This window comes from Paracoccus sp. Arc7-R13 (assembly GCF_004010775.1).
In the GTDB taxonomy this organism is placed as follows: domain Bacteria; phylum Pseudomonadota; class Alphaproteobacteria; order Rhodobacterales; family Rhodobacteraceae; genus Paracoccus; species Paracoccus marcusii.
Map to the genome: position 1 here is coordinate 1,400,001 of NZ_CP034810.1, position 13,551 is coordinate 1,413,551.

At 62.4% G+C, this 13,551-nt stretch carries 8 protein-coding genes, 1 tRNA gene, 2 rRNA genes and 1 pseudogene (1 of these 12 cut by a window edge); 5 read left to right on the plus strand and 7 right to left on the minus strand.

Annotated elements, in window-relative coordinates; genetic code table 11:
* From EOJ32_RS07035 to EOJ32_RS07055, 5 genes are all read left to right on the plus strand, one after another.
* Positions 1-2,614, plus strand: a 23S ribosomal RNA gene (locus EOJ32_RS07035) (it extends 219 nt beyond the left edge of the window).
* Positions 2,615-2,709: 95 nt separating this feature from the next.
* Positions 2,710-2,824 (plus strand): 5S ribosomal RNA (gene rrf, locus EOJ32_RS07040).
* 61 nt (positions 2,825-2,885) lie between these two features.
* A tRNA-Met gene (locus EOJ32_RS07045) sits at positions 2,886-2,962 on the plus strand.
* A gap of 252 nt (positions 2,963-3,214) precedes the next feature.
* Complete coding sequence (locus tag EOJ32_RS07050) at positions 3,215-4,282, plus strand: hypothetical protein (protein WP_127898076.1); 1,068 nt, start codon at positions 3,215-3,217, stop codon at positions 4,280-4,282.
* A 37-nt stretch (positions 4,283-4,319) separates the two neighbouring features.
* Positions 4,320-4,565, plus strand: coding sequence for a hypothetical protein (locus EOJ32_RS07055; protein WP_240542515.1), 246 nt, complete (start codon positions 4,320-4,322; stop codon positions 4,563-4,565).
* A gap of 84 nt (positions 4,566-4,649) precedes the next feature.
* Here EOJ32_RS07055 and EOJ32_RS07060 read toward each other — a convergent pair whose 3' ends face one another.
* From EOJ32_RS07060 to EOJ32_RS20080, 7 genes and pseudogenes are all read right to left on the minus strand, one after another.
* Positions 4,650-4,859: a phage head-tail joining protein gene (locus EOJ32_RS07060; RefSeq protein ID WP_127898077.1), complete on the minus strand. Its 210-nt coding sequence runs from the start codon at positions 4,857-4,859 to the stop codon at positions 4,650-4,652.
* Between the two features lie 2 nt (positions 4,860-4,861).
* On the minus strand, positions 4,862-6,673 hold the full coding sequence (locus EOJ32_RS07065) for a prohead protease/major capsid protein fusion protein (RefSeq protein ID WP_127898078.1): 1,812 nt from the start codon (positions 6,671-6,673) through the stop codon (positions 4,862-4,864).
* On the minus strand, positions 6,666-8,078 hold the full coding sequence (locus tag EOJ32_RS07070) for a phage portal protein (RefSeq protein ID WP_127898079.1): 1,413 nt from the start codon (positions 8,076-8,078) through the stop codon (positions 6,666-6,668). The genes EOJ32_RS07065 and EOJ32_RS07070 overlap by 8 nt, the downstream gene beginning before the upstream one ends.
* A 453-nt stretch (positions 8,079-8,531) precedes the next feature.
* Complete coding sequence (gene istB / locus EOJ32_RS07075; RefSeq protein WP_127897961.1) at positions 8,532-9,326, minus strand: IS21-like element helper ATPase IstB; 795 nt, start codon at positions 9,324-9,326, stop codon at positions 8,532-8,534.
* Positions 9,316-10,850 (minus strand): annotated as a pseudogene (gene istA, locus EOJ32_RS07080) (IS21 family transposase). Before istA ends, istB begins: the two are co-directional and overlap by 11 nt.
* A 518-nt stretch (positions 10,851-11,368) precedes the next feature.
* Complete coding sequence (locus tag EOJ32_RS07085) at positions 11,369-12,061, minus strand: response regulator transcription factor (RefSeq protein WP_164871402.1); 693 nt, start codon at positions 12,059-12,061, stop codon at positions 11,369-11,371.
* Positions 12,054-13,529 carry a sensor histidine kinase gene (locus EOJ32_RS20080; RefSeq protein ID WP_162198046.1) on the minus strand — a complete coding sequence of 492 codons (1,476 nt, stop codon included), beginning with the start codon at positions 13,527-13,529 and terminating at the stop codon, positions 12,054-12,056. Before EOJ32_RS20080 ends, EOJ32_RS07085 begins: the two co-directional genes overlap by 8 nt.
* Positions 13,530-13,551: the final 22 nt, after the last annotated feature.

Consider the following 13,551-nt stretch of genomic DNA (forward strand, 5'->3'; position numbering starts at 1 on the left):
AACCCGGGGAACTGAAACATCTAAGTACCCGGAGGAAAGGACATCAATAGAGACTCCGCTAGTAGTGGCGAGCGAACGCGGACCAGCCGAGCCTTGAGAGTGACGAGAACAGATTGGAAAGTCTGGCCATAGCGGGTGACAGCCCCGTATCGGAAGCTCGATGGGACGTATCAAGTAGGGCGGGACACGTGAAATCCTGTCTGAAGATCGGGGGACCACCCTCGAAGGCTAAGTACTCCTTACTGACCGATAGCGAACCAGTACCGTGAGGGAAAGGTGAAAAGCACCCCGACGAGGGGAGTGAAACAGTTTCTGAAACCGGACGCCTACAAGCAGTCGGAGCCCCCTTGAGGGGTGACGGCGTACCTTTTGTATAATGGGTCAACGACTTGGTCTGTCTAGCAAGCTTAAGCCGTTAGGTGTAGGCGCAGCGAAAGCGAGTCTTAAATGGGCGACATAGTTAGACGGATCAGACCCGAAACCGAGTGATCTAGGCATGAGCAGGATGAAGGTACGGTAACACGTACTGGAGGTCCGAACCCACACCTGTTGAAAAAGGTCGGGATGACTTGTGCCTAGGGGTGAAAGGCCAATCAAACTCGGAGATAGCTGGTTCTCCGCGAAAGCTATTTAGGTAGCGCCTCGGACGTATTCCCTGGGGGGTAGAGCACTGCATGGATGATGGGGGCCCACAGCCTTACTGAGTCTAAGCAAACTCCGAATACCCAGGAGAACTATCCGGGAGACACACGGCGGGTGCTAACGTCCGTCGTGGAGAGGGAAACAACCCTGACCAACAGCTAAGGCCCCCAATTCGTGGCTAAGTGGGAAAGCATGTGAGACTTCCAAAACAACCAGGAGGTTGGCTTAGAAGCAGCCATCCTTTAAAGATAGCGTAACAGCTCACTGGTCTAATCAAGAGGTCTTGCGGCGAAGATGTAACGGGGCTCAAGCCACGAGCCGAAGCTTTGGATGCACTTTAGAGTGCGTGGTAGCGGAGCGTTCTGTGATATAGAACGCTGCCTCTTTAGCCCAGCAATGGTCTACGGAGGCAATGTTCTGACTGTGAAGCCGGGCCGTGAGGCAACCGGTGGAGTGATCAGAAGTGAGAATGTTGACATGAGTAGCGACAAACAGGGTGAGAGACCCTGTCGCCGAAAGTCCAAGGGTTCCTGCTTAAAGCTAATCTGAGCAGGGTAAGCCGGCCCCTAAGGCGAGGCCGAAAGGCGTAGTCGATGGGAACCAGGTTAATATTCCTGGGCCAGGAGATGGTGACGGATCCCGAGGGTAGTTCGATCTTAACGGATTGATCGGGCTGCTTAGGGGTCCCTGGAAATAGCCCTCCACAAGACCGTACCCTAAACCGACACAGGTGGACTGGTAGAGAATACCAAGGCGCTTGAGAGAACCACATTTAAGGAACTCGGCAAAATACCTCCGTAAGTTCGCGAGAAGGAGGCCCGGTTTTTGCGCAAGCAGAGGCCGGGGGCACAAACCAGGGGGTGGCGACTGTTTACTAAAAACACAGGGCTCTGCGAAGTCGTAAGACGACGTATAGGGTCTGACGCCTGCCCGGTGCCGGAAGGTTAAAAGGAGAGGTGCAAGCCTTGAATTGAAGCCCCGGTAAACGGCGGCCGTAACTATAACGGTCCTAAGGTAGCGAAATTCCTTGTCGGGTAAGTTCCGACCTGCACGAATGGCGTAACGACTTCCCCGCTGTCTCAAATGTGGACTCAGCGAAATTGAATTGTCTGTGAAGATGCAGACTTCCCGCGGTTAGACGGAAAGACCCCATGCACCTTTACTACAACTTCGCACTGGCATCAGGATTGCGATGTGCAGGATAGGCGGTAGGCTTTGAAGCGGGGACGCTAGTCCTCGTGGAGCCATCCTTGAGATACCGCCCTTCGCACTCTTGATGTCTAACCGCGGCCCGTTATCCGGGTCCGGGACCCTGCGTGGTGGGTAGTTTGACTGGGGCGGTCGCCTCCCAAACAGTAACGGAGGCGCGCGAAGGTTGGCTCAGACCGGTCGGAAATCGGTCGTTGAGTGCAATGGCAGAAGCCAGCCTGACTGCAAGACTGACAAGTCGAGCAGAGACGAAAGTCGGCCATAGTGATCCGGTGGTCCCGAGTGGAAGGGCCATCGCTCAACGGATAAAAGGTACGCTGGGGATAACAGGCTGATGATGCCCAAGAGTCCATATCGACGGCATCGTTTGGCACCTCGATGTCGGCTCATCTCATCCTGGGGCTGGAGCAGGTCCCAAGGGTACGGCTGTTCGCCGTTTAAAGAGGTACGTGAGCTGGGTTTAGAACGTCGTGAGACAGTTCGGTCCCTATCTGCCGTGGGTGTTGGAGACTTGAGAGGAGCTGCCCCTAGTACGAGAGGACCGGGGTGGACGTTCCACTGGTGGACCAGTTGTCGTGCCAACGGCAGTGCTGGGTAGCTATGAACGGACAGGATAAACGCTGAAGGCATCTAAGCGTGAAGCCCCCCTCAAAACAAGGTCTCCCTTGAGAGCCGTGGAAGACCACCACGTCGATAGGCCGGAGATGTAAGTGCAGCAATGCATTCAGTTGACCGGTACTAATGGCTCGATAGGCTTGATTTGATCCGGAAGAAGCAGGATTATCCTCCTTCCTCCAAAGCATCCTTGGACAATATCAGACCCTTCAAAGGGTCCGACGCTGAGCGTTTCTTTCCTGGTCTGGTGGCCCTAGCGCGAGCAAAACACCCGATCCCATCCCGAACTCGGCCGTTAAGTGCCGCTGCGCCGATGGTACTGCGTCTTAAGACGTGGGAGAGTAGGTCACCGCCAGACCTGGTAAGAAACGCAATATCTCTCTGATACGATGAAATAAACCCGATCAGGACAACCTTGGCGCGGGGTAGAGCAGCCCGGTAGCTCGTCAGGCTCATAACCTGAAGGTCACAGGTTCAAATCCTGTCCCCGCAACCAAAAATTACTACATGATATCAAACACATGGGCCGCTCTTCGGGCGGCTTTTGCTTGTCGCGTCGTGTTGCAAGGCCCTCCCGAGCACTCCCCAAAGATTCCAAAGGCTTACGACCATCCCCGATTCCTCCGTGCAACACGGATGCGACACCGGATGGGGTGGATGTTCTCGGGGTGTTCGCGGGCGATGGTGCTTGCCCCAGCGGTGCCGCTGCGCTTGGATGGGAGCAATTCCCGAAAGGTTCTAATTGCCCATGCCGATCTACGAGTTTGCCAGCGAAGAAATACGCCCCCTCAGCAAGACCACGTTCGGTCTGATGCAGCTGCAGGAGCGGCGCGACCTGCAGCGGCTGCTGCGGGCGAACATCGCCGTGGTCGCACCCGACACGCTGGTGATCGCGGAGGAGTTCGGGGACTGGGACGAGTCGCGCCGGCGCATCGATCTCCTCGGCATCGACCGCGATGCCAACCTCGTGGTGATCGAGCTCAAGCGGACGGAAGACGGCGGCCATATGGAACTGCAGTCCATCCGCTACGCGGCGATGGTCTCGACCATGACCTTCGCTCAGGCCGCCGATGTGTTCGGACGCTACCTCGCGCAGATCGGCAAGGCCGATACAGATGCGCGGGCCGAGCTGCTCGATTTCCTCGGGTGGGACGAGCCCGACGAGGATGCCTTCGCGCAGGACGTCCGCATCGTCCTGGCGTCGGCCGAGTTCAGCCGCGAGCTGACCACATCTGTTCTCTGGCTTATCGAGCGCGGCATCGACCTCCGCTGCGTTCGCCTCCAGCCCTACGGGCTTGAAGGGCGGGTCCTCGTGGATGTTCAGCAGATCATCCCGCTTCCGGAGGTCGCGGAATACCAGGTCCGCGTCACCGAGAAGAAGCGCAAGGAGCGCGAGGCGCGAACAGACACCCGAGACTGGACCAGCTACGACGTCACCCTCGGTGGGCGCCAATTGACAGGACTCCGGAAGCGACACGCCATCTATCAGGTGTTCCGCCATCTCGTGGAGCGCGGCATCGCACCGGAGAAGGTCGCCCAACACTGCGGCCCGCGGGCCAACCGGGCCCTCGTTTCCGTCGAGGGCGAGGTGGCTGTTGAAGACTTCCATCGCCTGGCGAAGGAGGCCCGAGTGAAGGAAGGACGGAACTTCGATCCGGGCCGATACTTCTGCGGTGAAGACGAAATCCTTCACTTCGAAGGGCGCACCTACGCCTTCTTAAATCAATGGGGTGGCAGGGCCTTTGACGAAGCCATGGCCGACTTGCGTGATGCATTTCCCGACAATGAGATCGCGTTCGCGCCCTCCGAACAATAGCTGATCCCCACTTGCTATCGATGCCGACAAGAGCGTGATGGATCAGGACGCTCTGTCGGAGATGATGATGCCCAAGGCCAACGACGCCGCGCTCGTCGCATTCATCTCGGCCAAGATCGAGATCGACGCCATGCTCGAACGCCTTGCTGCACTCAGCGCCGACCATTTCGAATGCAGCCCCGAGGAGGTGAACTGGGGCCATGTCGGGACGCTGGAGCACTATCGCGCCCGCATCCGCGAAATCACCGACATGGCGTTCCGCGAGGGCGAGCACACCGATTGAGCGAGCCTCACGCTCGCGGGAAAACGCGTTGCGGCCGCCAACGCGTTTTGCGCGTATCAGGATGCCGCCGTCGCGATATCATGTTCAAAGCCCTTTCGAGGATTGGATGCGGACGACGGAGACGCGCCCCGTCGCCCCTGCGATCTGCCGGTTGAGGTCCGCAAGCGCGGCGGCCATCTCGCCATCGCTCGCGTAGGTGATGCGCTTGCCGTCGTATTCGACGGTGCGGACGCCCCGGTAGCGCGCGGCCATCAGCGCGTCCCGCCAGGCGGTGAGCTGGGCGAGGTCGGCCATGCTCACGCGCCCGCATTCATGAACCAGCCGCGGTGGTCGATGAAGCCCGCGCCGAAGTCCAGGATCACCCGGATCTCGACGCCGTCCACGTCCCAGCCCGAGCGGCTCTCGACCTGCGGACCCTCCGCACCCGAGAGATAGGCGAACTCCAGACCGTCGATCTCGCCGGGGTCGGCGGTGACATACCAACGTGTGGCCGAGGACAGCCGTGGCTCGACCACGAGGGAGAGCGACCCGGAGAACGGGTTCACATCGGCGGCGGTCGCGGGCGCGATGGAGGCCAGCCACTTCTCGGCCGTGGTCTCCAGCGCGGGCGGCACCAGCAGGTTGCGGGGCGTCACGCGGATGGTGCGGTCCTCGATGCCCTTCTGGGTGCGCAGCGCCAGCCGCGCTGCGGACAGCGTCGAGTCAGAGATCACCGCGCCGGTGCCCGCCTTGTTGCCATGGTCGGCGTGGAACAGCGTCTTGCCGTCCGACATGGTCGGGCCGTTGCCGCTGCCCGCCTCGAGGAGGGTGACGAGGATCCGCGCCTCGGTCTCGGCCGCGGCCTGGCCCATGCGGCGGGCGAGGTCGGAGAAGGCGCCAAGATCGTCGTTCACCAGCACCGGCCGCGTGACTCCGATCTTCCGCGCCCAGGTCTCGACCTTGTAGGCCTCACGCGCCTCGGCCATGGTCCCGGCCTTGATCTCGCCGTGCTCGTTCAGCTTCTCCAGCAGCGGCGCCTCGCCCAGCATGATCTTGTTCACCGCGCGGAAGTCCCGCGCCGTGGTCTGGCGACCAAGGCGGCGGATGCCCGAGGGTGCGGCCTGATAGGCGTCACGCAGCACCCGGCCCACTGTGTCCCCGAGGATGATCGGGAAGTCGGAGGTGGTGTGCAGCGCGCGGGTCACGAGGCTCGCCGGCGACAGCGCCATTGTCGACTCGCCGCGCAGGGTCAGCAGCTCCTTCGCCATGTCCACGGGCGTGGAATAGGCGTAGCGCCGGGCGGGCTCGGAAAGCTCGTGGCGCGGGTTGATCCGGGCATAGAGCGCCTCGCCCATCTGGCGGGCGCGCAGGGCGGGGTCGTCGTAGCTCTCGCCCATCTCGACGCGAACCTGTTCGGTGCGGATCGCGGGCGCGCTGCGCTTCGCCAGCGCCTCGAAGGCGGCGCGGCGGGCGGTGTCGGGATCGGCGTTCGCATCGATCTGGCCGTCGATCCAGGACTGGTCCAGCCCGGCGATGCTGGCGATGGATCGGATCTCGGCGTTCGTCGCGGCGCGGGTCTCGGTGTTGGGCGCCGTGTCGGCGGCCTCTCGGGTGGTCGTGTCGGTCATCTCTGTCTCCATGCGAATATGGGCGCCGGGGTCGGCGGGCGTCGGCACCAGGGAAATCTCGTGGGGCGTCCAGCGCACGGCGGTCAGCACGCGCGCGCCGTTCTCGGTCGTCTCGGCCCAATCCTCGACCGAGTAGCCGACCGAGACGTGCCGCAGGATGCCCGCCAGCACGTCCTGCCAGACCGGCTCCACCTCGGGCCGGGCAGAAAACTGGATGAGCGCGGTGCCGCGCTTGCCGTCTACCGCGGCGCTGCGGACGGAGCCGAGCACGTCCCGCACCGCGGTCTGGCGATGCGCATCGAGGACGCTGGCGCCTTCCAGCCTGGACAGGTCCACGGCCTGCGGATCGAGGCTGAGCCGTTCGATGTACTGGCCCGCCATATCGCGGCGACGCACGGGCGCGCCGGTGGACCAGACAACCTCGACGGTGCGGGCCTCCGCGTCGGCAGTCGCGGGCGCCAGCGTCGCGCGGCGAGTGAGAAGATCGTGGGTATCAGTCATCGGCCGCCTCCTTCTGCTGCGGCGTGGCCGTCTGGCCGAAGGCGAGCCCCAGCCCCATCGCGCGTTCGCGGTCCGCGGCGATCTCGGCATCCACCTGTTCGGCGTCGTAGCCGCGCTCGGAGATCGCCTGGGACCGGCTCTTCAGCCCCGCGCCGATCGCCATGATCTCGGCCTGCACGTCCTTCATCGGATCGACGTAGTCGAACTTCGGCGGCAGCCATTCGCACCCCAGGTAGGCTTCCGGGTTCCGGTCGAAGTCCCGCGCGGGCAGATCGCCGGTCAGCACTGCCAGCCGCACGAACCGTTCCCAGACCGGGCGGCAGAACAGGTGGACGACCACGTTGTGCTGCAGCTGCTCGACGCGGCGACGGAACTCGATCAGCCCCGCGCGGATCGAGGAATAGGTGACGCCCTCGAGGTCGCCCGAGACCAGCTCGTAGGGCAGGCCCAGCCCGGCCGCGACAGCGCGCAGGTGGTTTTTCACGAACAGCGCGTAGGCGTCGTGCTCGGTCGGGTTCGAGAAGCGGATGTCGGTGCCGGGCGGCAGGGGGATCAGGCTGCCGGGCTCCATGCCCACGGTTAGCGCGCCGCCGGTATTGGTGCCCGAGAGCCCGCCCGCCGTGCCGTCCGGATCGGTGATGAAGCCGGTGAACAGCGCCGCGACCTTGGCCTTGACCAGCGCGGCGTCCTCGAACTGGTCGAGCTCGTGCAGCCGCAGCAGCACCGGCGCGAGCCAGGTGATCCCGCGCAGCTGGCCCGCCGCGAGCGGCTTGAACAGGTGCAGGCAATCGGCGGCGGGGACGCGGAGCGGGTCCATGCGGAGAGACCCCAGCGGATCGCTCGGCCGGGAGGACGAGACCCGGTAGGCGACCCGGCGACCGGCGGCATCGAACTCGATGCCCGCACGGATCCGCGCCCCGCCGCCGATCTCGCGGTGCAGGTCCATGGGAACCTGCTCGCGATCCAGAAGCTCGAGGTGAAGGGGGATGCCGGTGGCGTCGCTGGCTACGCGGAGCCGGGCGAAACTCTCGCCGCTCTCGACCATCGCGCGCACGGCCATGGCCTGCAGCCCGTAGAAATCCGCCAGCCCGTCCGGGGCGGCGTGATCGGTCCAGCGCAGCCAGAGCGCCTGGAGCCGCTCGCGCACCGCCCTGTCAGGATGGGTGGACTGCGGCTTGATCCCGGCGCCGACGACATTGCCGACCAGGCTATCGACCGCCGCCGCGACCCACGGGTTGTTGCGCGCATAACTCCCGGCCCGCCGCGCCGCCGTGGTCGCGCCCGCCAGGATCGTCGCGTTCAGCCCGTCGACCGTCCGCGCCCCCTCCCAACGCCGCCCGCCACCCGCAGCGTCGAAGCCGCGAGCGCGCGCGAGGCCGAGAAGGCGATGGAGGAACGTCGGCATGGGCGACAGAATCGCCTGAAACGAACCCTCAAGCTATTGGGAATGTTTGGGAAACGTGGGCGTTGCCCCCTCGCTTGATGGGGGTGCAAGTGGGGAGTGATCCTCAAACGCCACTGCTTCTCTTGTGGCGAGCAAGTTCTGAAGATATTTCTAGCGGTTATGGAAACATTAGAACTTCTCGACCCCGAATCGTTTGTGGCCGTGCTCGCTGCGCGTCGAGGACTGCGTTCTGAAGCCCTGCTGTTCAGATACCTAGAGAGAAAGACGAGGGCGGCAAACCGCGGAGCCAAGGCTCGTAGGTCACTGGGGAACGTATACGCACTGTTGGTAATTGCTGAGGACTTCCTTGATGGCCGGGAGAACGGCTCTCGGTTCACTGACTGTTGATTTCCACCCAGAACTGAGCCGGGTTTTCCATCGAGAAGTGAGCCACCTCTGATTATGGATATAGGGTCATAGAGGGGTCAAGGTATGGTTTGTCTCCTTCTTTTTCGTGGCCGCTGCGGCTGAGCTTGCCTTGAACCTGAAGCTGTCGTTTCCGGTCTCCAGGATGTGGCAACGGTGGGTCAGGCGATCGAGCAGTGCGGTGGTCATCTTGGCGTCGCCGAAGACCGTGGCCCATTCGCTGAAGCTGAGATTCGTGGTGATGACCACGCTAGTGCGCTCATAGAGTTTGCTCAGCAGATGGAAGAGCAAAGCGCCGCCTGATGCACTGAAGGGCAGATAGCCCAGCTCGTCCAGGATCACGAGATCGAGGCGGCTGAGACTTTCGGCAATCTGTCCGGCCTTCCCCCTTGTCTTCTCCTGCTCGAGGGCATTGACCAGTTCGATAGTCGAGAAGAAGCGGACCCGCCGGCGGTGCTGTTCGATGGACTGAATGCCCAATGCCGTCGCCACATGGGTCTTTCCGGTCCCTGGGCCACCGATCAGCACAACATTCTGCGCACCCTCCATGAACTCGCCGCAGTGCAGCTGACGCACAGTCGCTTCATTGATCTCGCTGGCGGCGAAGTCGAACCCCGAGAGGTCCTTGTAGGCGGGGAAGCGCGCCGCCTTCATGTGATAGGCAATGGAACGGACCTCGCGCTCGGCCAGCTCCGCTTTCAGCAACTGAGCCAGGATCGGCACAGCAGCGTCAAAAGCAGGCGCCCCCTGTTCGATGAGGTCAGTGACCGACTGCGCCATCCCATGCATCTTCAGACTGCGGAGCATGATGACGATGGCACCGCTGGCGGGATCATGACGCATGACGGCCACCTTCGGTCTGGCTGCGCAGACTGTCGTAGCGCTCGACATTGGCCGATGGCTCGCGCCGCAGGGCCAGCGCCTGCGGGGTATCCAGGGGCGGCCCGCCAACCACCTTCCCATCGATCAAGCGGTGCAGGAGATTCAGTACATGGGTCTTGGTCGCCACGCCCTCGGCCAGGGCCAGCTCCACCGCCGTCAGCACGGCCTGCTCGTCATGCTGCAGAACCAGGGCGAGGATATCGACCATCTCACGATCGCCGCCCGGCTTGCGTATCATTTGGCCCTGTAGTTGCCTGAAGGCAGGCGGCAATTCCAGGAAAGGTGCGCCATTCCGAAGCGCTCCGGGCTTGCGCTGAAGGACAGCCAGGTAGTGCCGCCAATCGTAGATCGTCCGCGGCGGCAGCTGGTGGCTGCGTTGAATCACGCGAGGATGCTCGCACAGGATGTTACCCTCGGCCGCCACGACAAGTCGGTCCGGATAGATCCGCAAGCTGATGGGACGGTTGGCGAATGACGCGGGAACGCTATAGCGATTGCGCTCGAAACTGATCAGGCAGGTGGGCGAGACGCGCTTGCTCAGCTCGATGAAGCCGTCAAAGGCCACCGGCAACGGCATCAAGGCAGCCCGTTCTTCGGCCCAGATATCAGCGATCGTGCCAGGCCGCGTCCCATGCGCCGTGCTTTTCCACAGCTCCAGACAATGCTGTTCCAGCCAGACATTCAACGCGGCGAGGTCTGCGAAGTCAGGCATTCCATGAAGCAACTGGTGACGGGAGTCCCGCACGTTCTTCTCGACCTGCCCTTTCTCCCAACCCGCTGCCGGATTGTAGAACTCGGGCTCGAAGACGTAGTGGTTCGTCATGGCGAGGAAGCGCATGTTGACCTCTCGTTCCTTGCCGCGGCCGACACGATCCACTGCCGTCTTCATGTTGTCGTAGATGCCCCGGGCAGGCACGCCACCAAAAACCCGGAACCCGTGCCAGTGGGCGTCAAACAGCATCTCGTGGGTCTGCAGCAGATAGGCGCGCAGCAAAAAGGCCCGGCTGTGCGACAGCTTGATGTGGGCCATCTGAAGCATGGGTCACGCTCTCCACCCAAAATGGCGAAGTCGTCGCTCCAGTCGAACTGGAAGGCCTCGCCCGGACTGAAGGACAAGGGGACAAAGGTCCCCCGTCCTGCCGTCTGCTGCTCACGCTGACGGTCCGCGCGCCAGTCCCGCGAAAAGGCGGCCACGCGGTTGTAGGATCCGGTGAAGCCGAGCTTGACCAGATCGGCGTGCATCTGCTTCAGCGTTCGTCGCTGCTTGCGCGGCTTGCCGATCTCCGTCTTCAGCCAGCCGGCCAGCTTCTCCGAGAAGGGGTCAAGCTTGCTTGGACGTTCCGGCGCCGCAAACTTTGGCTCGATCGTGTTCGCCGCCAGATGCTTTGACACGGTATTGCGCGAAAGACCCGTGCGCCGAGCGATCTCGCGGATCGACAGCTTCTCGCGCAAGTGCATGCGTCGGATGATGTTCAAAAGCCCCATGTGGATCACTCCGTTACCCCCGCCGCTGACCGCTATGGGGGAAGGTTCACATGGCTCACTTCTCAGTGGAAATTATGCGCTTACCCGGCTCAGTTCTGGGTGGAAATCAACACCCGCAAGCTCACAGCCAGTGCCACATGGTGCCCGCCCGGCGCGGCGGACTTCGGCACCATTCGGATCTCACGGATCAGGCCACGAAAGATCCTAGTCGGTCACGGCTGCGACGATGGCCTCTGCTATGGCTCGGCCGATGGGCAAATCTCCTAATAATAGCGATCACCACAGATGGATGCACAAGCACGGCAGGGGGATCGTGCATCTCTGCCAGCCTTGTGGAAAGATCGGCTTTTCATGCCTCAAGACACTCTATCATTGCCTTCATCGACCGGTGATATGGCTCGTACTCGGTAGCGGTCACGAGAGCCGCGTTCTCTGCCTCGGTCCGCGCCAAGGCCTTGCGGGAGGGGCGTTCGATTGCAAAAACCGGGGGCTGTTTCTCTCTCTTGGCGTGGATGACTTCACCGTGCGGCATTTCGAGAGCAGTTGATGCTCAGCATCCGGTTTTGGGTGACATGAGTGGGTATGTTGTACGCGTGCATCGCCAGTTCCGTGCGGTTTCGGACATCAAGCTTGCGGAAGATGTTTGTCAGATAGTGCTTCACCGTCTTTTCGCTGAGGTTAAGTGACCGGCCGATCTCCTTGTTGCAGCAACCCCGGCGGATCAGGACGTATATCTCTCCTTCGCGCTTGCTCAGAATGCTGGCATCTGCCTTGATCTCCAGCGCCGGTGCAGCTCTCCACGACCCCAAGACGCGCGCCGCCAGATGCGGGGTGATATGGCCGATGCCGTTGACGAGTCGGTTCAGAACATGAAACAGCTCGTCGCCGCTAATGCCTTTGAGGACATAGCCGGCGGCGCCCAAGCGCATCGCTTCTATCACGTCCTGTGGCCGCTCTGATATCGTCAGGATCAGGATGCGGGTTTGGGACCCGGCATGGGTGATGGCCCGAACGGCCTCGATGCCCGAACCGGGGATCTCGAGATCGAGGATCAGGATGCCGGGGGCGTCACGCCGCACCAGGTCGATCGCGTCCGCGGCGGAATGGCCCGCACCGGTCACGCGAAATCCGCCAAAGCCCCCGATCACCTGGATCAATCCCTCTCGAACGATGGGATGGTCGTCGACGACGGCAACGCTGATCTCACTCATGGCTATGCTCCATGCTGTACTCGTGAAAACTGGCCCGAATTTCCATGCGGTGGTGTTCCAGATCCAGAACCTGAAAGATGCCCCCCAGATTCTCGATGCGATGCCGCAGATTGCGCAGGCCCATCGGCTGGCGGGTGACATCACGGCATGCGTCCTGACCGTGACGGGCGTCGTTGCTGACCGCGATGACCAGGGTGCCGTGATCGACGTACAGATGCACCTGTTGATCCCGTCCCCCCGCATGCTTGAAGGCGTTGTGCAGCCCCTCCTGCACGACACGGCAGATGGCGACCTTGACGGGCAGGCTTGGCTCCGGGAGGCGGTCCGCCAGAACGGTGCGGACTTCCGTCGAGGTTCGGCGCCGATGGTCCTCGACAAGGGCGGAAACCGCGACCGCCAGGGGCAGTTCGGCGACCGGTCTCTGGCTGGTGCCGCTCAGCAGGGCCTGAACCTCGCTCATAGCCTCTTCGAGGATAAGCCGAACGCTTTGCACCCCGTCTTCCTGCGGTCCGCTCGAAGGCGGTGCGGACTTCATGCGCAGCAGGGCGACGGTGAGCAATTGGCCAATCCCGTCATGGATGTCCGAATTGATCTGACGAAGCTGCGCCTTCTGCTCCTCCTGCAGGCGGATGGTGCGCTGATGGATCCTGGCCTGTGTCTCCCGTGTTCGGTCAAGCAGCAGGACCAGGTCGGCCATCCGTGCGCTCAGATCGGTGCGCTGTCGCAGGATCACCGCATCGCCATAACGAAGGATCATGACCAGGATGGCGACGAACATGGCCCCGATGACGGTCAACAGTCCCCAGGTCTGCCAGCGGGCGCGGGTCAGTGCGTCCGAAACGACGGCCGCGTTCTGATAGTACTCCGCCACTGCGACGATCCGGTTGAGCGAACGGATGCGGATCGGGACATAGATCTCGAACTGCTGGGGGCCCGTGGTGGTGCTGGGCCCGCCGGATTCCACGTGGAAGGTGTCGCCGACCGATACTGATATCTCTCCTGCAAGCGCGGTTGCCAGCTCGTCGCTGACGGGCTGCGCGGAGCCCGTCAGGCCGGGGCGCGATGCGTAAAGAATGGTGCCTTGGGCATTCCATATCTTCATTTCGGAAATGCCGAGCGCATCAGAGATGTCATGAAAATACGTATCGATGACACCGATAAGTTCCGGCGACAGCGTATCCGCCGCCAGATCCTCGGCATGCCGGTTCAGCATAGATTCAAGCACGGTCGCAGCGCGATGCCCGACCTCCGTCTCGACGGTCTGCTGCAGGCGCGATGCCGTCCAGACGCCCAGAATGGCCAGCCCCACGACGACGATCAGCGCGCAGCTGGACAGATGGCGCCGCAACAGACCCAGGCCCTGCCAGACAGGCCGAGAGCGCGTTTCCGGCGAGAGGAGAGGAGCGTCAGACATGCCGGTCAAACCACCCACCACGAGTTTCGGGATATGCCGTCGGATGTAGTCCACAAGCTAGCATATGCCGCTTCGT

What these genes read in the sequence shown, in the direction of transcription:
- EOJ32_RS07050 (WP_127898076.1), top strand. Translation starts at nt 3,215, where the DNA reads ATGCCGATCTACGAGTTTGCCAGCGAAGAAATACGCCCCCTCAGCAAG.
- EOJ32_RS07055 (WP_240542515.1), top strand. Translation starts at nt 4,320, where the DNA reads ATGGATCAGGACGCTCTGTCGGAGATGATGATGCCCAAGGCCAACGAC.
- EOJ32_RS07060 (WP_127898077.1), bottom strand. Translation starts at nt 4,859, where the DNA reads ATGGCCGACCTCGCCCAGCTCACCGCCTGGCGGGACGCGCTGATGGCC.
- EOJ32_RS07065 (WP_127898078.1), bottom strand. Translation starts at nt 6,673, where the DNA reads ATGACTGATACCCACGATCTTCTCACTCGCCGCGCGACGCTGGCGCCC.
- EOJ32_RS07070 (WP_127898079.1), bottom strand. Translation starts at nt 8,078, where the DNA reads ATGCCGACGTTCCTCCATCGCCTTCTCGGCCTCGCGCGCGCTCGCGGC.
- istB (WP_127897961.1), bottom strand. Translation starts at nt 9,326, where the DNA reads ATGCGTCATGATCCCGCCAGCGGTGCCATCGTCATCATGCTCCGCAGT.
- EOJ32_RS07085 (WP_164871402.1), bottom strand. Translation starts at nt 12,061, where the DNA reads ATGAGTGAGATCAGCGTTGCCGTCGTCGACGACCATCCCATCGTTCGA.